This window comes from Candidatus Enterococcus leclercqii (genome assembly GCF_009933135.1).
Classification (GTDB): domain Bacteria; phylum Bacillota; class Bacilli; order Lactobacillales; family Enterococcaceae; genus Enterococcus_C; species Enterococcus_C leclercqii.
Window position 1 is genome coordinate 408,393 of the sequence record NZ_MAEH01000014.1, and the last position, 26,393, is coordinate 434,785.

Sequence of the window (26,393 nt, forward strand, 5' to 3'; positions counted from 1 at the left end):
ACAAAACAACTACTCTAAAACAGACTACAGTTTTGAAATAATTTGCGCCGCCAGCAATTATCGAGAATATAGTTCGTTTATCAGGAGATGTGGGGATGAGTAAAAACTTTTTTCTCTTTACGGATTTGCACTAAAGTAAACAAAGTCAAAAAGCTGATATTGAAGACCGCCGACAGGATGCTGCCAAAATTCGGTAAGATGAATTCAGCAGTGAAGACGCTGTAAATCACACTGGCTAGATACATCATCATATTGACTGCCATTAAAAAGGCTAAGAAATAGTATCGGCGATTGTTCAAAAAGGAAATTAAAAAGAACAACATCGCAATCAGAGTAATCAAAATTTGTAGTCCCGCTGCCAATATATATGGAAAAGATTCGGGATTGAAGACAAACAGAAACGTCCGTAACAGCAAGATGACGTATGCAAAAAAGTAAAACGCTGAAGCTTCCTGAAATGAATCGTTCTTTGTGGCTTTGTAATATCGCCACAAAAAACCGCTGAAAATCGTGGCAAACAAGATGAAGAGGTGATTGAAAACTAACGTCAAGGCACTCTCATCGAAAAAATTATGCTGCAATAGTTGTATTTCCAAAAAATCGACGGCATAGCGGTTAGCCAGTATTAGATAGAGTACAAAAAAAACGACAGCAACAAGACCGCTAGTCACTGTGAGTAAGCCAAGCTTGCTATCAGATGTGGATGGTTGTTCCATTTTATGACCTCAGTTCCTGAGAATTTTATATCAAAATAATAACAAAATGATAAGTTAATGTCGATAGCATCTAATAAAAAAGTGGAAAAAGTATTTCAGATCCCGAAAAAAATGCATATTTTGTTATTTTACAGCATTTTTATCACGATTGCGGACTTTCTTTGTCCAAAAACCACCGGAAATATATTTTGGCTCATAGGAGATGACAAAAGCCCGAGCTTCAATATCTTTAATCAATCGATAAAGCTCCTGTTCATTTTTTCGAGAAGAGAGGATCTCCAATAAAATCCGTTCCCCCTCCAATCCCTGGGCGACACTTTGCGTAACACCATAACCGTGGTCTCGAAGTGTTGCGGGCATTTGGCGGTCGACTTCGCTATCTGAAGGAAGGATGACGGTCACCATAATATAGCCAAGCGCTAACCGGTCTTCAATTTTAATTCCAACACTGATTCCAACGGCATAACCAAGAGCATAAACTAAAAGATTCAGCGGATCATCTAAGCGATCCAGCACTAACGAAAGTCCCAAAATGTAAACGGTAATCTCAACCATGCTCAAAAGCGGTGCAATGATTCGGTACCCTTTCATCGTCAATAAAAATCGTAAAGTGTTCAAAGTAACGTAAACAAAGTTGATTCCAAAAATCATGCCTAGCATTTTTATATCCAAAACAGCCACACTCCTTTATTTCTACCTTACCTTATGGTGCAGGGGAAAACAATCAAAGCGTCTTTTTCAGAAAAAAGGTATGGACATTACAGTAAGATGATTGAAAAATCTTATAAATCGCTATTGTTGTTGAATTACAACGTTTTTCACTGAGATAAAGTCAATCTATGTTATTTTCTTAATGAATAATGGCTTTTCCTACATAAATTTTAATTAATTAGCACAAGTTTGAAAAAACGTCAACAAGAAATATTCTGAAAAGTGATGAAACTTGATAAAACCCGTAAATTAACATGTAAGCGGTTTATTTACGAAGGTTTGAAAACGAGAATAAATAATGCTTTTGAGTCAAGTGAACAATTTTATCTTTTTTGAAGGTTTATACTTTCCAATGATTAAGATTATGTTATTATTATATTAGAAAACGTTGGTTCCCGCAGTTGAAGGTGCTGTTGCTACCTTTTTTAGGGAAATGGATGTTTTGGACAGAATTACGCAGAAAGAAAGGGAAATGGTATGGTTGAAGAAGTTGAAGGACAAGTACTCGAAGCAGAAGCCAGGTTTTTATCCGGTGAAAATTTCTATGCCCAGCATTTCTTAGGGTGTCACAAGCTTTCCTCCGGTGAGTATGTTTTCCGAGTATGGGCACCGAATGCACAACAAGTTTGGCTGGTGGGTGATTTCAACGCTTGGGATGATTCTTTGCCAATGCAGCGGCGAAACGACTCCGGCATTTGGGAGATTGTTACAGCCGTTGCCGTGACAGGACAGTTGTACAAATTCAAAGTTCGTCAAGCAAATGGACGCGAGATTTTTAAGATTGATCCTTTTGCAGTCTTTTTTGAAAAAAGACCCCACGATGCTGCGGTAGTTTATGATATTCCTGAAAAGAAATGGAAAGACGGTTTGTGGATGGGGCGTAAAAAGCGCTCGAATCAGTTTAAACGACCGCTGAACATTTATGAAGTCCATGCCAGTTCTTGGAAGCATCATGATGATGGCACACCATATTCCTTTGCTGATTTGACTCGCGAATTGGTTCCCTATGTCAAGGAGATGGGCTACACCCACATCGAATTCATGCCGCTGATGGAGCATCCTTTGGGAATGAGTTGGGGATACCAGCTGATTGGTTACTTCGCGCTTAGCTCTTATTACGGCACGCCAGAAGAATTTCAAAATTTTGTAGAAGCCTGTCATCAAAACAATATCGGTGTCTTGGTCGATTGGGTGCCTGGTCACTTCTGCATTAACGATGATACCCTCCCTTATTACGACGGGACACCGACATTTGAATATGAAGATCCAGATCGGGCCAAAAACATCCGCTGGGGCTCCATCAATTTTGATTTAGGTAAGCCACAAGTCCAGAGTTTTCTGATTTCAAGTGCCATGTTTTGGATCGAGATGTATCATTTGGATGGGATTCGGGTAGATGCTGTTTCTAACATGCTCTACCGGGATTACGACGAAGGGCCCTGGACCCCCAACCACGAAGGCGGTAATCGCAATTTTGAAGGTTTCTATTTTCTGCAAAAGCTAAATGCGGTTGTGAAGCTGGCCCATCCCGAGACAATTATGGTTGCCGAAGAGTCTTCTTCTGAAACAAAAGTGACAGGGATGATTGAAACGGGTGCGTTGGGCTTTGATTACAAATGGAATATGGGCTGGATGAATGATGTGCTCCGCTTTTACGAAATGGACCCCATCTATCGCAAAGATCACTTTAATCTGCTGACCTTTTCTTTCATGTATATGCTCAATGAAAACTATATCCTGCCATTGTCTCACGACGAAGTAGTCCACGGGAAAAAGAGCCTGATGCATAAAATGTGGGGAGATCGCTACAAACAGTTTTCACAGCTGCGTAATCTCTTTACCTATATGATTACACATCCCGGCAAAAAGCTGCTCTTTATGGGAAGTGAATGGGGGCAATTTTTGGAGTGGAAATATGATCATGGCCTGGAGTGGGTCGATCTTAAGGATCAGCTGAATAAAGACATGCAGCACTTCACTGCCACATTGAATCAGTTGTATAAAAATGAAAAAGCGCTGTGGGAACAAGAAGACAGTTGGGATACGATTGAAATTATTGATGCCGACAATACCGATGATTGTGTGCTTTCCTTTATCCGTAAAGGTAAGACCAAGAAGGATTTTCTGGTAATCGTCTTAAATCTGGCACCGGTGGAACGGCAAAACTTCGCGGTTGGAGTCCCTTATCCAGGAACTTATACCGAGGTGTTGAACACTGAAATGAAAGAATTTGGTGGAACCTGGACTAAGAATAATCCAGATTGTGTCACGGAAAATATACCTTTCAAGCAATTCGACCATCAGATTCAAACGATTCTTCCCGCTCTGGGCGCATTGATTATTCGACCGCAAGAAGTGAATACTCGCAAACCGGCACAAAAAGCAACGACGAAGAAGATAAAAAAGTGACTGCTAAATCAGCAGATAACGAATAAAACGAGAGGGGGAAAGGTGAGAACTCATCACCGAAGAAATGAAAACAGAAATGTTAGCTATGATCCTGGCGGGAGGTCAAGGGACCCGCTTGGGAAAACTTACCAAAAATATTGCCAAGCCGGCGGTGCCGTTTGGAGGACGTTACCGGATCATCGACTTTACTCTGAGTAATTGTGCCAATTCCGGCATCAAAAATGTTGGCGTCGTGACCCAATATCAACCACTGGCGTTGAATAGCCATATTGGAAATGGCGCCAGCTGGGGATTGGATGGCATTAATTCCGGCGTGACAATCCTGCAGCCTTATTCCAGTTCAGAAGGAAGCAAATGGTTTGAAGGAACAGCCCATGCAATCTACCAGAACATTGCTTATATCGACCAAATGGATCCGCAGTATGTGCTAGTCCTTTCTGGCGATCACATCTATAAGATGGATTATGAAGAAATGTTGGAGAATCATAAAAAGAACAACGCTTCATTGTCAGTGGCAGTTATCGAAGTACCAATCCATGAAGCTTCCCGATTTGGGATTATGAATACGGATGAGAATGATCGAATCATCGAGTTTGAAGAAAAACCTGAAGAGCCTAAAAACAATTTGGCCTCCATGGGGATTTATATCTTTAATTGGGGCCGTCTGCGCAATGTCTTGATGAATAGTTACAGTAAAGATGGACAGATGATTGACTTTGGTAAACACGTAATTCCATCTTATTTGGAAAGTGGCGAAAATGTCATTGCTTATCGTTTCCAAGGCTATTGGAAAGATGTAGGGACCATCGATTCACTTTGGGAAGCCAATATGGAATTTATCGAACAAGACATGGAATTGGATATCCGTGATAAATCTTGGCGTGTTTATTCTAAAAATCCGATCTCACCACCGCACTTTTTGACTGCAACGGGTTCAGTAAAAGACTCTTTGATTACTGACGGTTGTTATATTGCGGGAGATATTTCCCACACGATTCTTTCCGAAGATGTTCAAGTTAAAGAAGGATCACAAATCAGTGACAGTGTCATCATGCCGGGAGCGACAATCGGTAAAAATGTTCGGATTCACCGGACGATTGTGGGAGAAAATGCCATTATCGGGGACAATGCCGTGATCGACGGAACGGATGAAATCGCCGTAGTGGGTTATTCAGAAGTGATTGGAGTGACTGTTGATGAGAACTAATAAAATGTGTGCGATTTTGGGGAATTTGAACCGCTTTAAAGGCTTACTTCCTTTAACTGACAAGCGTCCTTTAGCGACCTTGCCCTTTGATTGCAAATACCGTTTGATTGATTTTAATCTGTCCAGTATTGTCAATGCGAATATCAATACTGTTTTCATGGTTTTTAACGAAGATGAAACGCAATCGGTATTCGACCATATCGGCGGCGGGAAAGAGTGGAATCTGGACGGGGTTCAAAACAGGTTCTTCATCCACGTTTATCAAGACTTCCTTAAACGTAAAGCAGAGGACAAACACTATTACGACACTGTGATTGACTACTTGCAAAAGTCTAAGTCTGAATACACGGTCTACATGGGCAGTAAAATGCTGTGCAATATCGATTTGCGAGCATTGTTGAAAATCCATCAAATGCAAAACAACGATATGACAGTCGTGTACAAACGAGTTGGGAAAGAGAACATTCACCCAAGCGATCTATTATTGGATGTCGCTGAAGACGGTACGATTCAAAAAGCCATTTCTGCTCAGGATACAATCTTAGGCGAAGTGAATAATTTGTGTGCGGATATTTATATTGTCCAAACACAAGCTTTGATCGATGCATTGCGTAAAGGGCAAAATGAAGGGGAGTCCGTCAACATGGAGAGCTTCCTGCGTTCCAAGATTACTGAAGTTGACAGCTCGAGCTATGAATATACTGGCTACCTGAGCAATATTTACGATATGAAGACCTATTATCAAGCCAATATGGATATGTTGGATACGCAAAAGTTCAATTCTCTGATGTATTCCAGTCAAAAAATCTACACCAAATTGAAAAATGAAGTCCCGACCTATTATTCTGAAGCCTCCGATGTTGAGAACAGTCAGTTTGCCTCCGGAAGCGTAATTGAAGGCAGCGTCAAAAACTCATTGGTTTCCCGCCAAACACAAATTAAACCACAGGCACAGGTAGATTCATCAATTCTAATGGCTAATAATCAGATTGGCGCAGGCGCTGTCGTCCGTTATGCAATCTTAGATAAAAATGTGGTTGTAGAACCGGGTGTGAAAATCATTGGAACAAAAGAAGAGCCAATCGTCTTGAAAAAAGGCAGCCATGTCATCTCGGATATTTATGGAGGCGAATAACGTGAAGGTATTGTTTGCAGCAGCAGAATGTGCCCCTTTTTTTAAAACCGGCGGCTTAGGGGATGTGGCTTTTGCCCTGCCAAAAGAACTGGTCAAAAAAAAGGTGGATTGCCGAGTAATTCTACCTTTTTATCAAAAGATGCCTGAGGTGTATCGAGAAAAATGTGAAGACCTCTTCAACTTTACAGTGGCGGTAGGCTGGCGCAAGCAATATTGCGGGTTGAAACGTCTCATTTTGAACGAAGTCACCTACTATTTCATCGACAATCAGTATTATTTTGGACGTGAGGGAATATATGGTTATGGAGATGACGGGGAGCGCTATGCTTTCTTTCAATTAGCGGTAATTGAAGCGATGGAGCGTTTGGAATTTGTGCCGGATATTCTACACAGCAATGACTACCACACGGCGATGCTGCCATTTCTTCTCAAAGAAAAATATCGTTGGATAAAAGCATACTCCGGTATCAAAACAATTTTGACAATCCACAATATCGAGTTTCAAGGTTGGTATGAAGGTGGCAAGTTAGCTGATTGGTTTGGTGTCGGTATGGAGCGCTATGAAGACGGCACTGTGCGGATGAATAATTGTTTGAACTTTATGAAAGCGGGCATTTTGTACGCAGACCGAGTCAATACGGTAAGTCCCTCCTATGCAGAAGAAATCAAAACACCGGAATTTGGTGCGGGTCTTGATATCATCTTGCGAATGGAGTCGGGTAAGCTTTCAGGAATCTTAAATGGGATCGACTATGATCTAAATGATCCGGAAACCGATCCGCTGATTACCCATCATTTTTCCGCTGACGATCTCAGTGGCAAAGCAGCAAACAAGGCGGAGCTGCAACAAACGATGGGCCTGCCAGTAAGGGAGGATGTGCCATTGATGGCAGTCGTCAGTCGTTTGACTCGCCAAAAAGGGTTCCATCTGCTTTTAGAAGAACTGCCGAATTTATTGCTGCAAGATGTCCAACTGGTGCTTTTAGGGACTGGTGATCCGGATTTTGAAGAAGGCTTCCGTTATTTTGCAGCCCAGCATCCGGATAAGCTGTCGGTGAGCATTTCCTTTGATGTCAAATTGGCACAACAGATGTATGCCGGAGCAGATATTTTCTTAATGCCTTCTGCTTTTGAACCTTGTGGGTTGTCGCAAATGATGGCGATGCGCTATGGTACATTGCCGGTTGTCCATGAAATCGGCGGGTTGAAGGATACCGTAATTCCTTTCAATCCCGTCACTGGTACTGGAACTGGTTTTGGTTTTAGTGATTTCTCCAGCTATCAATGCATGAAGGCGATGGAAAAAGCAATCACCTTGTACCATCAATCACAGCCTGCGTGGATGCGGCTGATGAAACAGGCGATGAGAACAGATTTTAGTTGGCAGACTGCCAGTGAAGAGTATTTAACACTTTACCAAAGTGTCAACTAACACATTAAATGAAATAAGCGAATAATGGCGACGGGTCCATTGTGCTGTAAAACAGCAGTGATTTGTTCGGATCAGATGAGAAAAGAGCTGTGGCATTTGCTGCATGCAGCGCTTTTGTTACTCAATGATCCGAATACTTCTGCTACAGCACAAGTGAGGACCTTGTCACCATTTTTTCGAAAACAAGTACGTTTATAAAACAACCGAAAGTGGCCAACGTTGTGCTACTTTTGGCAATGGGCCAAAACGGTGATTCTCGGACAATTGGAGTGGTGAAAATGACAATGACGGTTAAAGGTTTTCAAAAAGAGTTGAAGCAGCGTTTAAGAGAAAAATATGCAATGGATATCAAAGATGCCTCCCCCCAGGAATTGTTTTACGTATTAGGTAGCGTGGTAAAAAAATACTATTCCAACGCTTGGACAGATACCTGGAAAGATTATCTGACGGCTGAGCAAAAACAGGTTTACTATTTTTCCATTGAGTTTTTACCTGGAAAAATGCTGAAAAGTAACTTGTTGAATCTAGGAATCCTTGACACAGTAACAAAGGGTTTGGAAGAGTTGTCGATTGATTTAAATGATCTGGTGGCAGTAGAAAAAGATATGGCCTTGGGAAATGGGGGCTTGGGTCGTTTGGCTTCCTGTTTTATGGACTCCATCGCTTCTTGTGGACTGCCCGGCAATGGCAACGGCATCCGCTATGATTATGGCCTGTTCAAACAGCGCTTTGTTGACGGTTATCAAGTTGAGTTGCCGGATGAGTGGCTGCGAACCGGTAATATCTGGGAGGTGCGGAAAGATTCCAAGGCAGTAGATGTTCGTTTTGGTGGCAATGTTTGGATGCAGGAAATGGCAGACGGCAGCTTGAAGCCGGTTTACGAAGATGTTCGTACCTTACGGGCAGTTCCCTATGATACAGCCATTTTGGGTTATGAAAATCAGATTGTTAATACATTGCGCTTGTGGAGCGTAGAGATTCCTGCATCTGAAGAAGACAAATACCGCAGCATTGAAGATCGACGACAGTTTGAAGACTTAACAGCTGTCTTGTATCCAGATGATTCCAACGAGCGGGGGCGACTGGTACGTTTAGCTCAAGAATACTTCTTTGTCTCGGCCGGGGTACAAAGTATTATGCGCTACTTCAAAAAATTGAATAAGCCTTTGACTTTGTTAAATGAGTATATCGCGATTCACATCAATGATACCCATCCGGCTTTATGTATTCCGGAGATGATGCGCATTTTGATGGACGAGTATGACATGAGTTGGGAAAAGGCTGTTTCGGTTACCACCAAGGTCATGAGCTATACTAACCACACCATCATGGCAGAAGCTTTGGAAAAATGGTCAGTGGAGCTGATGAAAACCACCTTGCCGCGTATGTATCAGATTATTGAAGAATTGGATCGCAGGTTTGTGGAGGAGTACAGTCGCTTCCATGATGATGAGCTGATTCAGCGAACCCGCATTATTCAAAATGGTCAGGTACACATGGCGCATCTGTCGATTATTTATAGTCACAGCACCAATGGCGTGGCGAAACTTCACTCTGATCTGTTGAAAGAAGTCGTCTTGCACGATTTTTATGTCCTGTTTCCGGAGCGCTTCAATAACAAGACTAATGGCATTGCGCAACGTCGCTGGTCCCAATTAGCCAATCCAGCCCTGTCAACAGTTTTGGATGAAACAATCGGTACCAGCTGGCGCAAAGACAGCGATGACCTGAAATTGCTGAAAAACTATGCCGATGATGCCAGTGTCTTACAAAAGTTGGCAGATGCAAAATTGGTTAACAAAAAAGCATTGGCCCGCTATATCAAAGACACAACGGGAATCGAGGTTTCAGCAAATGCCATTTTTGATGTCCAGATCAAAAGGCTCCACGCTTACAAGCGGCAATTACTGAATCTGTTGCATATCTTGAAGCTTTACTTTGATTTGAAAGAAGATCCCCAAAAAGCAATCAATCCTCGGGTATTCATCTTTGGAGCCAAGGCTGCACCAAGTTATACCTATGCTAAGTCAATCATCAAGGTCATCAACGAATGTGCAAATCTGATCAACAATGACCCGGACATCGACGGCAAACTCAAAATTGTCTTTTTGGAAAATTACAATGTGACCTTGGCGGAGCACATTATCCCGGCAGCAGATGTCAGTGAACAAATCTCATTGGCTTCTAAAGAGGCTTCTGGAACCAGCAATATGAAGCTGATGTTAAATGGCTCAATTACCGTCGCTACTCTAGACGGAGCCAATGTCGAAATTCGTGATGCAGTAGGTGACGAAAATATCGTAATTTTCGGTCTGACAGAAGAAGAAGTGTATGCCTACTATGAAAACAACGACTATTCTGCGCTGAAAATTTATGAAGACTCTCCTATCCTGCAGCGCGTCTTGAATGCCTTCATTGACGGCTCCATTCCCAACATTCATTTTGAAGGACAGGAAATTTACGACTCTCTTTTGAAGTACAATGATGAGTATTTTCTGCTGCGGGATTTTCAGTCGTACGTTGAAGCACAGGAAAAGATCGATTGTTTGTATTCGGACAAAACCCGTTGGCAGGAAATGAGTTTGATTAATATCGCCAATGCAGGTCGCTTCTCCTCAGACGACACAGTGATGCGCTATGCTGATGATATTTGGCAGATTGAACCCGTGGCAACCTTCACGAAGAAAAAGAGGTAAAAAAGATGGGGAAAATCTATTTCAATCCATGGCAAAAGCAATTCAAAAGTCCTTTCGGTGCAGTTGCCGAAGGGGCCTTTGTCCGCTTTGCTATCCAAGCAGACGACCCTGGAATCGCCCGCGTTTTTCTAATCATCACTCCTGAAGGAAAGCAGACCCATCGCATTCAAATGGAACCAGCTGAAGAAGGATTTTACGAGTTTGAATTCTTTTTCAATGATGGCAAGGGGCTGTACTTTTATCATTTTGAGTTGGAGTATTTGGCTCACAATCAACAGCGCTTTATTCGGTATTATTGTTGGAGTGGCGAAAATGGTCATGGCCATTTGGTAGACCACTTGGAAGAAATCAAAGAGTATCAGGTCACCTGCTTTGAAAAGGCAGAAACTCCGCCAGCCTGGTATCGGGAAGCAGTGTTTTATCAAATTTTTCCTGACCGTTTTCGAAACGGAAATCCAGACGGGAGCATCAACTCACCCAAGTCAAACACGTTTATATATGGCAAGGTGACTGATGAACCACTGTATGTCAAAGATACACAAGGTGAAATTTTACGTTGGGACTTTTACGGAGGCAATTTTGCCGGCATCAAAGAGAAGATTCCTTATCTAAAGGAATTAGGCGTCAATGCCTTATACTTGAATCCTATCTTTGAGGCCCGCAGCAATCATCGCTATGATACAGCCGATTATCTGAAAGTCGACGGAATTCTTGGTACTGAAACGGAATTTTCTGAGCTGTTGGAAATTCTTCACAACGAAGGGTTTCATGTGATCTTGGATGGTGTGTTTAGCCATGTGGGTCGCAATAGTCGCTATTTCAACTACGACGGTACTTATGGCGAAGACGTCGGTGCCTATCAAAATATCCACAGTCGTTATTTCCCATGGTTCACGTTTACCTCATACCCGAATGATTATCGCTCTTGGTGGGGGGTCAAAGATCTTCCAGAAGTAGATAAAGACAATGAAGAGTTTCAGGAATTTATTTATGGAAAAGACGGTGTTTTAAGCAAGTGGAACAACTTGGGGGTGGACGGATGGCGTTTAGATGTAGCCGATGAACTACCCGATGGTTTTATCGCTGGGATTCGCGGAAATCTCGACTCTTTTTCAGACCAGATTTTGTTGGGAGAAGTTTGGGAGGATGCCTCAAATAAAATTTCTTATGGTGTGAGACGGCAATACATTTTAGGAAATCACCTGCAAGGGGTCATGAACTATCCGCTGCGAACCGCCACGATTGCCTTGTTGACAGAACAATGCGCGCCAAAAGATGTCGCGCTGGACTTTACACGGCTGCAGGAGAATTATCCCAAAGATGTCTTTTACAACAGCTTGAACAATGTCGGGACCCACGATACCGAGCGCATCTTGACCCAGCTGGGCGGCAATCGGGACAAATTGTCTTTGGCTTTTGCGTTATTGGTGCTTTTTCCGGGGGTTCCTTGCGTCTATTACGGAGATGAAGCTGGCCTGACTGGCGGTAAAGATCCTGATAATCGCAAATTTTTCCCCTGGGAGACCATCGATGAGGTATGCTATCAAGCTTGTCAAAGCTGGCTGAAACTGCGACGAGAGAATCGGCTCTTGCAAACTGGTGAATTTGATTTGATCTTCAGTGAAAAACTGTTTGGTATTTTGCGTTACGATAAAACTGATTTTGTTTTGGCGGTATTGAACCCATTGGATGTCGATGTTGTTATCAATGCAGCTGACTTTGCCAGCTACCGTCAGTTACCTCTGGACCAGGAGCGCTTAGAGGAGTTGCTGGATGGGCAGTTTATTATGGCCAATCATTCATATGTGATTACCGGGAGATTCGATTGAAGATTTGCGCTAAAAGTCCGCGAATCGCGAAGTTTTGTGATAGAATGAGGGAAATCAGAAACAAAGGATGACGAGCATGAGCAACTATTCAGATATCAGACGGAAGCACTACCGCTTTCCTGCCTATAATGATGACGAGGGAGTCAAGATCCAGCGAGAGGAAAAGCGCAATCTCTTTGCTAACGATCGGAGCTGGCTGATCACGGATGAAAAAGACTTCGATCGTCAACCAGACCCAGTTGAACGCAAACGGGAAAGTGCGTTTTCAAAACGCTCCGAAGCACCAGATCGTACATTGCGGCGTTCGCGACGAGAAACGATGGATAAACGTGGACTGACGATTAATCAGAAAAAAGAGCTGAAAAAGCACCGTGACAATTTGCCGGATTATAGTCGGAAAGCGCCAGTAGAGGTCGATGCAGTAGGCCGCACCTCGCTTTTTGGCAAAGAGCCTCGTACGTCTTCGCTACGAAATCCCACGACCAGGGCGGAACGCAGTGGAGCAGATGGTTCTTTGAAGCGGCAATATTCTGGGCGCTCCTACTTTGTACCGAAGTATATCCCGGCTTCAGTGATTCCTGAGAAAAAAGAAGGGGAAGTCTCTAAAGCGGAATTGCTCGCTTCAATGGAGAAGCCTAAGGAAAACTTTTTGACTTTTGATACCGAAGTAGCTGCTTACCAGGAAAAAAAAGAAGATGCTCCTTCTGTCAGTAAGTTTCCTGCTGAAGAAGTTGTAAATACGAAAAACACTTCAGCTGATAGCAAGCAAGAAACTGTGTCAAGTGATGAACGACGACGCAGTGTATTGGATCGTAGTCTTTCGGGAATGATTGAAGAAGCCGACAATTCCGATAAGAACGGTTATTTTTCGAGAAAAGATCGCTGAGAAGATGGCTATCTCGAAAGTGGAATCTTGAAAAAGGCAGGGAAATGTTATGGAATCCTACGAAACGCAGTTGGATAAACTGAAATCCGGTGAAATCGATCAAATTGAAGTTTCCCATGAGCAGTTTATGCTGTTTCGAGAAGCATGGTTGAAAAGAGAAGACCGCAAGTATTTTGTTGGTGAGGCTCACCACGATGGCGCGGTGACGTATCGTTTCGATCCAACCGTCTTGTAAGAAAAAAACAGACAGGTGCGCCCACAGTTCAAACTATGGGAAAGCACTTGTCTGTTTTTTCTTTTTTAATTGGCTGCTATTTCATTTTCTTTTTGATCAAAGGGTTCTTCAAGAGTTTTGATTTTTGTCATTTCTTTGGTCCAGCCATAAAAGGATGATATTTGCAAGCCAATCCAAAGCAATCCCAAGAATGATGCCTGTCATCAGACCATAAAGCAAATTCTCACAAATCAAGCCGATTCCCACTCCGGCTAAGATACCGATGAAGTTGAACTCTCCGTCAAATTGTTTTTTATCCAAGGGACAATCCTCCTTTTCACCATCTTATGACTTTTGTCTATAGTGTAACACATCTGTTTCTTAGTAGTAGTCTGGCTCGTTAAGAGAAAGTAGTGGGCTTTTTGACAGTTATCCTTGACAAAGACTGCCGCCATTGGTAAGATTATGAAGTCGCTGAGATAACAGGGACAGTGTTGCGGAAGTGTTGGAATTGGCAGACAAGCAAGACTAAGGATCTTGTGGGCGCAAGCTCGTGTGGGTTCGAGTCCCATCTTCCGCATAATGATCAGATAACGACTTTGCCATTAGAGCAAAGTCGTTTTTTGTCGACAAGAAGAACAATTGGAAATGCTTGTTGCAATTTTGCGACAGCTCGATTAAAGTTGGTATAAGCTACGATTAGCGGGAAGATATCAGCAACCGCTATTATTGTGCTTAGTGAATTCGAAGACAGCAATCGACGTATCGAGGGATTTTTCTTGATAGAAAACTTAGTAAGACAGCATCAGATTTAAAAGTAAAACATAACTGTTAAGGGGGATTTCAGATGAAGCATTTTGAAAAGTCAACTAAGCTGGATGGTGTCAGCTATGATGTTCGTGGACCGGTTTTGGAAGAGGCCGAACGGATGCAGGAAGCCGGAATCAGCATTCTGAAACTGAATACCGGAAATCCGGCACCCTTTGGATTTGAAGCACCAAACGAGATTGTACGAGATTTGATCATGAATGTTCGAGAATCAGAAGGCTATTCTGAGTCAAAAGGAATCTTTGCCGCTCGCAAGGCAATCCAACAGTATTGTCAGCTGAAAGGCTTTCCAAATGTTGGAATCAATGATATTTATACAGGTAACGGCGTCAGCGAATTGATCACGATGTGTATGCAAGGGCTTTGCAACAATGGTGATGAGGTTTTAGTGCCGACACCAGATTATCCGCTGTGGACGGCTTCTGTGTCATTAGCAGGAGGAAAACCAGTACATTATATCTGTGATGAGCAGAGTGAATGGTACCCTGACATCGAGGATATTCGCAGCAAAATAACCGCCAAAACGAAAGCTATCGTTGTGATCAATCCCAACAATCCTACCGGGGCTCTGTATCCAAAAGAAATTTTGGAAGCAATCGTGGATGTCGCCCGCGAACACGATCTTTTGATTTTTTCTGATGAAATCTACGACCGCTTAGTGATGGATGGGCTGGTGCATATCCCAATCGCTACCTTAGCACCGGATCGCATGGTCGTTACGTTAAACGGTTTATCAAAATCCCATCGTGTCGCAGGGTTTCGGGTGGGCTGGATGGTGCTTTCCGGTGATAAATCTGGTGCCAAGGACTATATTGAAGGGCTGAACATGTTGTCTTCCATGCGCCTGTGTTCGAATGTTTTGTCGCAACAGATCATTCAGACTGCCTTGGGTGGCTATCAAAGTGTTGATGAGTTGCTGTTGCCTGGAGGCAGGATTTATGAGCAGCGGGAATATATTTACAATGCGATCAATGATATTCCGGGTCTTTCTGCGGTTAAACCGAAAGCCGCCTTTTATATTTTTCCCAAATTGGATATCAAGCGATTCAATATAACAAACGATGAACAATTTGTTCTTGACTTCTTACATGAACACCATATTTTATTGGTTCATGGGGGCGGCTTCAACTGGCAGCAACCGGACCATTTTCGAATTGTTTATCTGCCGAAGTTGGATGATTTAAAAGAGACAGCCCAAAGCATGCGGGCGTTTTTGGCAGATTATCGTCAATAAGGACTAGATTGAAAAAACCGTTTTTTCTTGATCTTGTAGCTGTAGAGCAGCGAGGATCAGAAAAAGCGGTTTTTTTGATTTTTTCGATAGGTATCAGTCAATGTTTCGACAAGCTTTTTTGCTCACGACGACGCGGTTGGCGAACTTCTCGGCAATTTCTTTGTCGTAAGGTTCAATAACATTGATTAGAAAAGCATTTTGATATTCTCGTTCCACCTGTCCTTTAAATGTTTGTTCATGCCATTTAAAAATAACGTTCTCTTTTGCTTCCATACAAACCCCCCATAAACATACAAGTCTCTACTTAAAATCCCTCGATAAAATGAAGAACTTTTCGATAGTATGTGTGAAAAGTCGTAAAAGAGCAAATGCGAATACACATAAGTGAATCTGATCGTTTTGTATTGGAACTATTAAAAAGGAGTTAAAGTGGTGCGACTAGTCAAATCCCGGATTTTCCTTGGAAAATAAGTATTCTCGCGTTGATGATACTTAAAAGCGAGGATATTACAAATGTGTAAGTGGTTACAAATGCAGTGCAATAGTATACTGGGCTTGTAAGCAGAAGTAAAACATCCTGTCTTGAAAAGTTGTATGAGCAGGGGGAAGTTTTAAAAACAGAAACTATCACTCCCTCGACAAAAAGGCTAAGCGAAGGGACCTTCATAAAAACGAGGACTCTACGCTCTTATGTGGTACAGGTTGATTGAAAAATTTCTAATAGTCGTTCTACTTAATAATGACTATCAAAAGCACATTACTATGTGATAAAATGAACAAAGGAAACATGTAATTTTTACATATTTTTGGGGGAGGCGGCGTAACTGTGGAAAAGGAAAAATTATCTTTCGGTGAAGTGATTAAAACAATCCGTAAACAACGGAAAATGACCCAGAAAATGTTGTCACAAAATATTTGCTCACAAAGTGTTTTGAGTCGAATAGAAAATGACGGTGAAATTCCGAATGTGTTGGTCATGGCGCAATTGTGCCAGCGAATGGGTGTGACTATCGATCAAGTGATGTCGATGCATTCAACAGAAGTCCAGCACCTCCATGAACTCTTGGAACAAATGGCATATTGCTTTTTTCATAAGGATTATGACAAGCTGCAGCACTTGTTGGAAAAGCCCAATCTCTTAAATCATCTGTATTTGGATACGGATCTACAACTTTACTATTACTATCTGGGGAGTTGCCGCTTTTTTAAAGACCAAGATCACGAACTAGCGCTAGAGGATCTCAAACAAGGACTGGCTTATACTTTTCGCCTAGAAAAAGCCAACGTGTCTGCCACTGAAATTCAACTGATCAGCTGCATCGGGCGGGTATATGAGGAACTTGGTCAAGAACAGACGGCCAGAGAAAATCTAGCCTATAGTTTGCAGCTTTTTTATGAGCTTCCGCCGGAACGAATGTCCAATATGGCGGCCAAAGTTTTTTATAACTATGCCCATTTTTTACATAATCAAGGGGAGTACTCACAAGGGTTGAAAATTGCCAAAGAGGGGATCGAGGTTGCTCGAAAACAGAAAAGCTACTATTATTTAGATGAACTTTTTTTACTAGCAGGGTTGATCTATGAAAAGCTGGGAAATGACGGAGAAGCAAAAAAATACTTTGAGGCTTCTGGGGATGTGCATTATATCAGAAGCATTTAAAATTTCAAAAGTGGTGTAGACCTTTCTTGACTTAAAAAAAAATTAGGAGTACCTTTAAGAAAGAAGGACGGACCGGTTAGAGGAAATATTTTCTGCCGGTTATCCCAACAGATTTTTTATAAAGGAGCGGTTTACTCATGAGACGTTTTGTGTATGCAGACAAATTTTTTATGAATTCTGATACTCGCGGAGCCGGCTATTTGGAATTGGTAGACGGAAAATTCGGTGACTATTTTAAGGAATTACCAGAAGCAACGAGCGAAGTAATTGATAAATCCGGTTACTGGATCGCACCAGGACTAGTAGATACCCATATTCACGGGTATAAAAACCACGATGTGATGGATAACGATGCAGACGGTTTGAAAGTCATGTCTGAAGGATTGTTAGAATGTGGTGTTACATCATTTTTGCCGACTACATTGACTTCAACAAAAGAACGTTTGAAAGATGTTGCAGCTACTATTGGTACGGTTCAAAACGACGTAACAGGTGCTAAGATTCAAGGAATTTATTTTGAAGGCCCGTTCTTCACTGAAGAACACAAAGGCGCTCAAAACCCTTCTTATTTCAGCGATCCGGATTTGGCTACTTTCCATGAATGGCAAGAAGCTTCTGGTGGTATCATCAAGAAAATTGCTTTGGCTCCAGAACGAAATGGTGTCAAAGAATTTGTCAAAAGTGTGACAGATGAAGGCGTCGTTGTGGCATTGGGTCACAGTAATGGGACGCTGGAAGAAGCAACTGAAGCTGTCGAAGCCGGGGCAAGTGTATTTGTTCACGCCTACAATGGTATGCGGGGGTTGAACCATCGGGAACCGGGAATGGTTGGGGCGTTATTAACATTGCAACACGTTTTCAGTGAACTGATTTGTGATGGGCACCATGTACATCCACAAGCTGCAGAAGTTCTGATGGAAAAAGCTGGCCACGACCATGTCGCATTGATTACTGACTGTATGATGGCTGGTGGTATGCCAGATGGAGACTACATTCTTGGTGAATTCCCTGTTGTTGTTAAAGACGGGACCGCTCGTCTGAAAGAAGGCAATCTGGCAGGTTCAATTCTGCGTTTGAAAGAAGCTGTGAAAAACGTTGTTGACTGGGGGATTGCAACGCCAGAACAAGCAGTGATGATGGCTACTTGGGTACCCGCAGTTAGCTGTAAGATTGACCACCGTTGTGGGAGTATCGCTAAAGGCCGTGATGCAGATTTCATCGTCTTGGCTCCTGATATGACATTGACTGAAACTTATTTAGACGGTGAAAAACGTTACGAAGCATAAAATTTACAATTGAAAGCAAGCCTTTCGACGCGCTGTCGGAAGGCTTTTTATATTGTCTTCTTTTGAAGGCTGGTATTACTAGCGAAAAAAGAAATTTGACGACTCGATACAAAAGAGTTTGTGAAGGAATCCATTAAGAAATTTGGTGCATGACAGATTCCTCGCTGAAAGTAAGAACTGATTTAGTTATTTTCTTAAGCGAGCTGTATCAAAAATTGCAAGCTTCTTGAATAAGGTGCATTAAATAACGATGGAGGAGTTTAGGTTAGCGCTATCATAAAAGGGTATGTTACACTTATAAGTAAGAGAATAAACAGATTAGAGGGTATTTGAATGAGTTATATCGAAGTGATTGACGAAGTAAAAAAATATCATATGGGAGATACAGTTATCGTCGCCAATGATCGAGTGAGCTTTGGCATCGAGAAAGGGGAAATCGCTGTAATCTTAGGTCCCAGCGGTGCAGGAAAATCCACTGTCTTGAATATTCTAGGGGGAATGGATACCTGTGATTCTGGAACAGTCGCGGTTGACGGCACGGATATTTCCCATTTCAATGATCGACAATTGACTGAATACCGGCGCAATGATGTGGGATTTGTCTTTCAATTTTATAATCTGGTGCCAAACTTAACAGCAAAAGAAAATGTCGAACTGGCGGCTCAAATCGTAGCGGATGCTGAAAATGCCGAAGACACCTTGCTGAAAGTTGGCCTGGGAAAACGAATGGATAATTTTCCTGCGCAACTTTCCGGTGGAGAGCAACAACGGGTGACGATTGCCAGAGCTTTGGCGAAAAAGCCAAAACTGCTGTTGTGTGACGAACCCACCGGTGCCTTGGACTACGAGACAGGAAAACAAATCTTGCAACTATTAGAGGATGCCTCGCGTCGGATGGGAACGACCGTAGTGATCATTACTCATAATTCGGCAATTGCTCCCATGGCAGATCGTGTCATCCGTATCAATGATGCAAAGGTCCGCAGTATTGAAGAAAACCCAAATCCGACGCCCATCTCGGCGATTGAATGGTAGGTGTTGGCTAAAATGAAGAAACGTGCCTTATTAAAGACTGCTATAAGAGAGGTTCGCAACTCTCCGACTCGTTTTCTATCAATTTTAGGGATCATCTTTTTAGGTGTCGCCTTTTTTGTTGGAATCGGAGCAACCGGACCGGATATGATTAATGCAGCAAACGACTATTATCAAAGGCAGCAGTTGGCAGATGTTTCGGTCATTTCGACGCTGGGTTTGACGGACACTGATCAACAACTTTTAGAAGCAAATCCACAGGTTGAACAGGCTCAGCCACAGTATACGCTGGATTTGAACATGACGAAGCTGAACAAAGTGATTCGCTTTTTTGGTTATGAAGCCAAGGATTCGTTGAATCAGTACAAAATCGTCGCCGGTCGTCTCCCTGAAAAAGCTGGCGAAGTAGCGTTGGATCAGGTAGCCCAATTACAAGGAGATTATCAGATTGGTGATACGCTAACAATTGAAAAGGCAGACGATTTGCCAAATCAGTTGAAAGAGCACCAGCTGAAAGTTGTCGGGTTCGTGAATTCGCCGGAATTTATTGAAAATCTGAACCGGGGCAATACGACTGTGGGGAGTGGGACTATTGACTATTTTGCGGTAGTTCAAAGTGCGGATCTTGACCTCGAAACCTACAGTAGGATCTTAGTGTCATTCAAAAAGGCTGTGGCGGCAACTGCGTATTCAGAAGATTATCAAACAGCCGTGGATGACGGAATCAAAAGCTTGAAACAAACACTGAAACAGCGTCCCCAAGCTCGGTTAGAAGAAGTGAAGGCAACCGCTGAGGAAAAATTAACGGATGTCAAAAAGCAGATTGATGAAGGCGAAAAGGCGCTAGATACCGGTGCAGAAAAGCTTGAAGCAGTTCGCAAACAGTTGGATGATAGCAAGACGCAACTAACAGAAAAAGAGCAAACGCTGCAAGAGGCGCTTGCCCTGGGACAAGAACAACTGGATTTGGCCCAGACACAATTGGAGCAACAGCAGAGTCAGCTGAAGAGCCAACAAGAGGAGCTGACCAAACAGTGGCAAGCGCTGGATCAAGCCAATGAACAGTCACAAGCGTTTTTCGAAAAGCAAGGTGACATCGACAAAGTTACAGAAGGCGCCGAGCAGTTGCAGCAAGAATTGAAACAGTTGCAAAGTTTGCTGGCAGACATTGTGACTACCAAAAAGGTTGCCGCTAGCCAGATGGAAAAAACCATCGCCGCTAAACAGAGGGCTTGGACAGAAATTGTCAATTCACTTCCTGATAATGCTGCGCTGCAAGCAGCATTGGCAAAAGTGAGCCATTCCGGTAAGGCAGCAGATCTATCAACTTTTGAAACCGTGGTTGGAGAATACACGAAGACCACCGCTGCCGAAGCAGAAAAATGGCAAAAAGAAGCAGCGGAATACGCCGAAGAAGCAGCAAAACTAAATCCCGAAGTGCTGGCAGAAAAAGGACAGCAGCTAAAGCAAGTGGAAGAGCAGTTGCAAGAAGCGGACAAACAGCTGCAAGCTGGCCGGGAAGAGTTAGCACAGCAACGTCAGACTCTGCAAGAACAACAAGCCGCCGGTGAAGAGCAGTTGGCAGAAGCCAAACAGGAGTTGGCTAACGGCGAGGCAGAATACCAGAAAAATGTTGCTCACTATCAAGAGCAAACCTCTGAAAATATGCCCAAATTGTTGGATGCTCAGCTGCAGTTGAAAAATCAAACCCGCCAGCTTGCGGAAATGAAACCGGCGGATTATCTCTATTCTGATCGGGATACCAATCCCGGGTATACGGAATACAAACAAAATGCCAATCGAATCTCCAGTCTAGCTACAGTTTTTCCGGTGATTTTCTTTTTGATTGCTGCATTGGTCAGTTTGACGACGATGACTCGAATGATTGAAGAAAAGCGCAGCGAAATCGGCACCTTCAAAGCGCTGGGTTATAAAAATACGGAAATCGCACAAAAGTTCATTTTGTATTCACTGACAGCCGGACTATTAGGAACCCTCGCCGGTTTGGCACTAGGCTTTTACCTGTTTCCAACAATTATCGTGAATGCTTATGGCCAGCTATACAATATGAAAGAATTCACTACTCCCTGGTATTTGTCGTATACCATTGTTGCAACTGTTGTAGCGCTCATTTGTACGGTTGGTATTGCGCTTTTGACGTTGCGGTTGGATCTGCGCAGTTCCGCTGCAGCTCTTTTAAGACCAAAAGCCCCTAAAGCAGGGCGTCGCGTTTGGCTGGAAAGGCTCACACCGGTCTGGCAGCGCATGAGCTTTATTCAAAAAGTAACGGTTCGTAATCTATTTCGCTATAAATCGCGGATGTTGATGACGATTTTTGGAATTGCCGGTTGCACCTCTATGATCGTGACTGGTTTTGGTCTGCGAGATTCCATAGGGGATATGGTGCCGCTTCAGTTTGAGAAGCTCTGGCAGTATCAGGGAGTGGTTACCTTTAATGACCACAGCACAGATGAACAGACACAACACTATGAAGAGGCATTAAAAAAATTGGATGGGTTCAAAGAGGCATTGCCAATCTCTGCTCAAACACTGACTTTATCTGGCGAAGGCCAAAATCCTCAAGATGTTTCAGTTTATGTACCACAAAAGCCTGAGGATGCCGGTAGTTTCCTGCTTTTCAACGATCGCAAAACCGGTGAAAAGTATCAATTAACAGACAATGGCGCCATCATTGATGAAAAATTAGCCGCTCTTTTTGCCATTGAAGTGGGAGATAAGCTTCAGCTGAAGTCTTCTGAAGGTAAAGAATATTCATTAAAAGTTTCCGCTGTGGTTGAGAATTATGTCGGACATTTTGCTTATGTGACACCAGAATACTTCAAAGAAATCTTTCACGAGGAACCACAATATAACAGTGAGCTTCTATTGTTTGACCACCCACATGCAAGTAAGCAGCAAACGGCGATTGCTAACCAACTGATGGCCAATCCAAAAGTTGTAAATGTGACCTTCTTATCGGATTCTTCTGATGCATTGGACGATACGGTGGGCGTGTTGACAATCGTAGTCTGGGTTTTAATTATTTCTGCAGGTCTTCTGGCATTGATCGTATTGTATAACTTGAATAACATCAATATTTCTGAGCGAATTAGAGAATTGTCCACGATTAAGGTTTTAGGATTTTATAATAACGAGCTGACGATGTACATCTACCGGGAAAATATCATTTTAACAGTCTTGGGGATCGTGGCAGGACTTGTATTAGGCTTTTTCGAACATCGGTATGTGTTGCAGACAGTAGAACTTGATATGCTGATGTTTTCTCCGGATGTTCATCCGTTGAGCTACCTCTATGCGACCTTAATCACGCTGTTCTTTACCTTAGTAGTCGGTATTGTAGTGTATTTCAAACTGAAAAAGGTGGATATGATTGAAGCGTTGAAGTCAAATGAATAATGTTTTGCGTAAAAATGGCAAAACATTTAAAAAGCAAAGAAGGAGTGAGAAAAGATGAAGATGGATCTGCTAGAAGCCGGAATGGTCACGATTGTCTCGATGGGTATCGTCTTTCTGGTACTAATGGCGCTGTGGGGAGCGCTGGAATTGATTCATAAATTGGTAACGGGCGGGGGGACTTCAGATGGGTGATATCTTGCGAAACATGGTGGAGACTTCTGGATTTGCCGGATTGACTTGGCGCCATCTGGTAATGATTGCCATCGCACTGATTTTTATGTATTTAGCGATTTTCAAAGAATATGAACCTTACCTGCTTTTGCCAATTTCATTTGGAATCTTACTGGTGAACCTGCCTTTTACCGGGATTTTTGCTGGGCCCACAGATGTAGAACCTGGTGGCTTGTTGTATTACTTGTATCAAGGAACCAATCTGGGAATCTATCCACCGTTGATCTTCCTCTGTTTAGGAGCATCAACGGACTTTGGGCCGCTAATCGCCAACCCCAAGACACTGTTATTGGGGGCGGCGGCCCAGTTTGGAATTTTTGCTGCATTCTTTGGTGCTATTGCCTTGGGAATGACTGGATTGGAAGCTGCTGCAGTTGGAATTATCGGTGGTGCAGATGGGCCAACTGCTATTTATTTGACGACTCGGCTGGCTCCTCATTTACTGAGTGTCATCGCCATTGCGGCTTATTCCTACATGGCATTGGTACCGATTATTCAACCACCGATTATCAATGCCTTGACGACTGCTGAAGAGCGGAAGATCAAAATGACCATGCAACGGACCGTGACTAAAAAGGAGCGAATTTTATTCCCTATCTTTACTACGATTTTTGTGGCATTGGTGGTTCCTGCCGCCACGACATTGATTGGTTGTCTGATGTTAGGCAATCTGGTGCGAGAATCGCAAGTGGTTCCTAAGATTACCGAAACGCTGCAAAATGCAATGATGTATATCATTACGATTATTTTGGGGTTGACAGTTGGGGCAAAAGCAGAAGCGGACATTTTTCTTTCTGTCACCTCATTGAAGATTATTTTCTTAGGGTTAGCCGCCTTTGCGATTGGAACGGCAACCGGCGTATTGTTTGGCAAACTCATGTGTAAACTTACCAAAGGACAAATCAACCCGATGATTGGTGCCGCGGGGGTCTCGGCAGTTCCAATGGCAGCGCGAGTCGTGCATAAAGAAGGACTCAAAAATGATCCTTCCAATTATCTCTTAATGCATGCCATGGGTCCCAACGTTGCCGGGATTATCGGATCGGCAATCGCAGCTGGAACGCTGTTGGCCTATTTCCAGTAACGGTCGCTGGATAAGTAATAAAGGGAATGTGAATAAGTAATTTCCAGTTGCTAAACAGCGGATGTTTAACCACAATTAATAAAAAGTATACAGATGGGAAAAATTTGTGACCCTCTTTATGTCTTAGTCCGAAGAAAGAACATGACTATACGTGTCAAGAAAAAGTGAATTAGGCTGACTTCCCTTAATGAAATCAAGGTTAGTCAGCCTTTGAAATTTTTAGCGATGAAAAGCCGACGATCTTCCAATGGTGTTAATGGAAGATCGTCGGCTTTTGAGGGCTCACGTTTGGTATTGTTCGCTTTGTAGGACGGTGATTCAACTATTGTCACAGACCCTTTTCAGTTTTGCAGAAAAGGATTTGGGGAGAGTTTTCAAAAAAAGTTAAATATCCAGGTTTAATAGAAAGGAAAGCCGGTTTATTTTTGAATTTTTCTGTTATAATAGCAAGGTTGAAAGGAAGGTGCTACCGATGGACGGTATCTTGGCTTTGTGGAAAGAGCGGGGCATGACCAGTCATGACTGTGTCTTTAAGTTGCGTAAAATATTACATATGAAAAAAATCGGACACGGAGGGACCCTTGATCCGGAAGTGGATGGTGTGTTGCCCATCTGTGTTGGAAAAGGGACCAAAGTGATTGAATTTTTGCAAGACAGTGGCAAAATCTACGAAGGGGAGATCACATTGGGCTATGCGACGGATACCGAAGATCGTTATGGACAAGTGATTGACGAGACGCCGATTAAGGAACCTTTTTCTGTGGAAGCAATTGATGAGGTGATGGCAGGTTTTCTGGGAGAAATCACTCAGATTCCGCCGATGTACTCTGCAGTCAAAGTAAATGGTCGCCGACTCTACGAATATGCCCGTGCCGGCGAGAGTGTGGAAAGACCGCAGCGCAAGGCAAATATCGCCGCCTTTGAACGAATCAGTGAGCCCGTTTATGATCAGGAAAGACAGACTCAGTCGTGGCGTTTTCGTGTCGAATGTGGCAAAGGGACTTATGTCAGAACGTTAGCAGTGGATACCGGGGCTAAGCTAGGTGTTGCGGCCTGTATGACAGATCTCACACGACTTGCCAGTGGGGGCTTTGATCAGAGCCGTGCAGTTACTTTAGAAGAAGTTGCCCAGGCAGTTGAGCGTGGGGAGCTGGCAGAAATTTTACTGCCTTTGGAATATGCACTGAAGGATATGCTGCGAGTGGACATTGATGAGTCTCTGTGGCAGCGAGTTAAAAACGGTAGCCGACTGACCATCACTGAACTGCAACTGCCGGAAATGCCTGCAGGACCAATCGCAGTGTTTTACAAAGAGACTGCGGTCAGCATTTATGAAAAAAATCCCAAAGAAAAAGAGGGGTTAAAACCCTTGAAAGTATTGCGAACGGAGATGGAGAACAACTAATGGAAATCATCAAAATCCGACACCCATATGATCAAAGTGAAATTCCCAAGGAGAAAGTCGTTTTGGTTCTAGGCTTTTTTGACGGTGTTCACCGAGGACATCAAAAGGTCATTCAAGCTGGGAAGAAAAAAGCAGACGAACTAGGTGTGAAATTAGCCGTGATGACGTTTAACCACCATCCTTCTGTTGTTTTCAAAAAGATGGGAAAAGAAGACTTGAAATATCTCACCAGCCTGTCGCAAAAAGAACGACTGATGGCATGGCTGGGCGTCGATTACTTGTATGAAATTGAGTTTACTTCTGACTTTGCCCATTTGCCACCTCAAGATTTTGTCGATCAATACATCGTGGGGTTACACGCACAAGCGGCAGTCTCTGGGTTTGACTATACTTATGGACCCAAAGATATCGCTGATGTGGCCCATTTGCCAGGCTATGCCAAGGGGCGCTTTGATGTAATCACGGTCGCTAAAGAAACTGAGGAAGGCGATAAGATCAGCTCTTCTCGGATTCGGGACTTGTTGGAAGTCGGTGGGATGGAAGAAGTTAACCACTTATTGGGTTATCCTTACAGTATCGATGGGGTTGTCGTTCATGGGGAAGCTCGCGGACGAACACTGGGTTATCCCACTGCCAATATCAAATTTAGTCATTACGCCCGATTGCCCATGGAAGGTGTCTATGTCTGTGAAATGACTATCGCTGGGAAACGCTATCCAGCAATGGGCTCGATTGGCCATAACGATACGTTCGGTGAAGGTCGTCAATTGACGATGGAGATCTATGTTCTGGACTTCAATCAAGATATTTATGGCGAACAGGTCAGCGTGAGTTGGCTGCACCTGATCCGCGGGCAAGTTAAATTCGACGGCGCCCAAGGACTGATCGACCAACTACAAGAAGATGAAGCAGCGACTCGTCGTTACTTTATCGAAAATCCGATTGAAGAAATAGAATAAGCTTAGACCAAAAACCGAGTGT

21 protein-coding genes and 1 tRNA gene are annotated in these 26,393 nt (G+C 43.1%); 18 read left to right on the forward strand and 4 right to left on the reverse strand.

Features of this window, described 5'->3' with window-relative positions; translation table 11 throughout:
* Nucleotides 1-80: 80 nt before the first annotated feature.
* Together BAU14_RS08295 and BAU14_RS08300 are read right to left on the reverse strand one after the other, a co-directional pair.
* Entirely contained in the window at nucleotides 81-716 is a 636-nt protein-coding gene (locus tag BAU14_RS08295; RefSeq protein WP_161899618.1) for a hypothetical protein, read from the reverse strand.
* Nucleotides 717-839: 123 nt separating this feature from the next.
* On the reverse strand, nucleotides 840-1,376 hold the full coding sequence (locus BAU14_RS08300) for a DUF2179 domain-containing protein (protein ID WP_202622195.1): 537 nt from the start codon (nucleotides 1,374-1,376) through the stop codon (nucleotides 840-842).
* 528 nt (nucleotides 1,377-1,904) lie between these two features.
* Here BAU14_RS08300 and glgB point away from each other — a divergent pair.
* The 8 genes from glgB (at nucleotide 1,905) to BAU14_RS08340 (ending at nucleotide 13,256) form a co-directional block, all read left to right on the forward strand.
* On the forward strand, nucleotides 1,905-3,836 hold the full coding sequence (gene glgB, locus BAU14_RS08305) for a 1,4-alpha-glucan branching protein GlgB (RefSeq protein ID WP_161899620.1): 1,932 nt from the start codon (nucleotides 1,905-1,907) through the stop codon (nucleotides 3,834-3,836).
* A 64-nt stretch (nucleotides 3,837-3,900) separates the two neighbouring features.
* Nucleotides 3,901-5,043, forward strand: a complete 1,143-nt coding sequence (locus BAU14_RS08310) for a glucose-1-phosphate adenylyltransferase (protein ID WP_161899621.1) — start codon at nucleotides 3,901-3,903, stop codon at nucleotides 5,041-5,043.
* Nucleotides 5,033-6,178: a glucose-1-phosphate adenylyltransferase subunit GlgD gene (gene glgD / locus BAU14_RS08315; RefSeq protein WP_161899622.1), complete on the forward strand. Its 1,146-nt coding sequence runs from the start codon at nucleotides 5,033-5,035 to the stop codon at nucleotides 6,176-6,178. Before BAU14_RS08310 ends, glgD begins: the two co-directional genes overlap by 11 nt.
* 1 nt (nucleotide 6,179) lies before the next feature.
* Nucleotides 6,180-7,610 (forward strand): glycogen synthase GlgA, encoded by a 1,431-nt coding sequence (glgA, locus tag BAU14_RS08320; RefSeq protein ID WP_161899623.1) that lies wholly within the window; start codon nucleotides 6,180-6,182, stop codon nucleotides 7,608-7,610.
* A gap of 284 nt (nucleotides 7,611-7,894) precedes the next feature.
* Nucleotides 7,895-10,306: a glycogen/starch/alpha-glucan phosphorylase gene (locus BAU14_RS08325; RefSeq protein WP_202622196.1), complete on the forward strand. Its 2,412-nt coding sequence runs from the start codon at nucleotides 7,895-7,897 to the stop codon at nucleotides 10,304-10,306.
* A gap of 5 nt (nucleotides 10,307-10,311) precedes the next feature.
* The gene (locus tag BAU14_RS08330) at nucleotides 10,312-12,135 is read left to right on the forward strand and encodes a glycoside hydrolase family 13 protein (RefSeq protein WP_161899625.1); all 1,824 of its coding nucleotides are present in this window, start codon (nucleotides 10,312-10,314) and stop codon (nucleotides 12,133-12,135) included.
* 76 nt (nucleotides 12,136-12,211) lie between these two features.
* Nucleotides 12,212-13,021: a hypothetical protein gene (locus BAU14_RS08335; protein WP_161899626.1), complete on the forward strand. Its 810-nt coding sequence runs from the start codon at nucleotides 12,212-12,214 to the stop codon at nucleotides 13,019-13,021.
* Nucleotides 13,022-13,070: 49 nt separating this feature from the next.
* Entirely contained in the window at nucleotides 13,071-13,256 is a 186-nt protein-coding gene (locus BAU14_RS08340; RefSeq protein ID WP_161899627.1) for a hypothetical protein, read from the forward strand.
* A 108-nt stretch (nucleotides 13,257-13,364) separates the two neighbouring features.
* Here the strand turns inward: BAU14_RS08340 and BAU14_RS08345 are convergent, their stop codons facing one another.
* Entirely contained in the window at nucleotides 13,365-13,556 is a 192-nt protein-coding gene (locus BAU14_RS08345; protein ID WP_161899628.1) for a hypothetical protein, read from the reverse strand.
* A gap of 175 nt (nucleotides 13,557-13,731) precedes the next feature.
* Here BAU14_RS08345 and BAU14_RS08350 point away from each other — a divergent pair.
* Together BAU14_RS08350 and BAU14_RS08355 are read left to right on the forward strand one after the other, a co-directional pair.
* Nucleotides 13,732-13,815: transfer RNA gene (locus BAU14_RS08350), tRNA-Leu, on the forward strand.
* Between the two features lie 267 nt (nucleotides 13,816-14,082).
* Nucleotides 14,083-15,297, forward strand: coding sequence for a pyridoxal phosphate-dependent aminotransferase (locus tag BAU14_RS08355; protein WP_161899629.1), 1,215 nt, complete (start codon nucleotides 14,083-14,085; stop codon nucleotides 15,295-15,297).
* Nucleotides 15,298-15,390: 93 nt separating this feature from the next.
* Here BAU14_RS08355 and BAU14_RS08360 read toward each other — a convergent pair whose 3' ends face one another.
* Entirely contained in the window at nucleotides 15,391-15,570 is a 180-nt protein-coding gene (locus BAU14_RS08360) for a DUF2187 domain-containing protein (RefSeq protein WP_161899630.1), read from the reverse strand.
* Nucleotides 15,571-16,123: 553 nt separating this feature from the next.
* Between BAU14_RS08360 and BAU14_RS08365 the strand changes: the two genes are divergently transcribed.
* The 8 genes from BAU14_RS08365 (at nucleotide 16,124) to ribF (ending at nucleotide 26,371) form a co-directional block, all read left to right on the forward strand.
* Nucleotides 16,124-16,957: a helix-turn-helix domain-containing protein gene (locus tag BAU14_RS08365; RefSeq protein WP_161899631.1), complete on the forward strand. Its 834-nt coding sequence runs from the start codon at nucleotides 16,124-16,126 to the stop codon at nucleotides 16,955-16,957.
* A 137-nt stretch (nucleotides 16,958-17,094) separates the two neighbouring features.
* Entirely contained in the window at nucleotides 17,095-18,243 is a 1,149-nt protein-coding gene (nagA, locus tag BAU14_RS08370; RefSeq protein WP_161899632.1) for an N-acetylglucosamine-6-phosphate deacetylase, read from the forward strand.
* A gap of 333 nt (nucleotides 18,244-18,576) precedes the next feature.
* Nucleotides 18,577-19,278: an ABC transporter ATP-binding protein gene (locus tag BAU14_RS08375; protein ID WP_161899633.1), complete on the forward strand. Its 702-nt coding sequence runs from the start codon at nucleotides 18,577-18,579 to the stop codon at nucleotides 19,276-19,278.
* A 12-nt stretch (nucleotides 19,279-19,290) separates the two neighbouring features.
* Nucleotides 19,291-22,692, forward strand: coding sequence for an FtsX-like permease family protein (locus BAU14_RS08380; protein ID WP_161899634.1), 3,402 nt, complete (start codon nucleotides 19,291-19,293; stop codon nucleotides 22,690-22,692).
* A 54-nt stretch (nucleotides 22,693-22,746) separates the two neighbouring features.
* Nucleotides 22,747-22,884 carry an OadG family protein gene (locus tag BAU14_RS08385; RefSeq protein ID WP_161899635.1) on the forward strand — a complete coding sequence of 46 codons (138 nt, stop codon included), beginning with the start codon at nucleotides 22,747-22,749 and terminating at the stop codon, nucleotides 22,882-22,884.
* Entirely contained in the window at nucleotides 22,877-24,007 is a 1,131-nt protein-coding gene (locus BAU14_RS08390) for a sodium ion-translocating decarboxylase subunit beta (protein WP_161899636.1), read from the forward strand. The genes BAU14_RS08385 and BAU14_RS08390 overlap by 8 nt, the downstream gene beginning before the upstream one ends.
* A gap of 472 nt (nucleotides 24,008-24,479) precedes the next feature.
* A complete protein-coding gene (gene truB, locus BAU14_RS08395) occupies nucleotides 24,480-25,412 on the forward strand; it encodes a tRNA pseudouridine(55) synthase TruB (RefSeq protein ID WP_161899637.1) in 933 nt (310 codons plus the stop codon).
* Complete coding sequence (ribF, locus tag BAU14_RS08400; protein WP_161899638.1) at nucleotides 25,412-26,371, forward strand: riboflavin biosynthesis protein RibF; 960 nt, start codon at nucleotides 25,412-25,414, stop codon at nucleotides 26,369-26,371. The genes truB and ribF overlap by 1 nt, the downstream gene beginning before the upstream one ends.
* The last annotated feature ends 22 nt before the right edge of the window (nucleotides 26,372-26,393 follow it).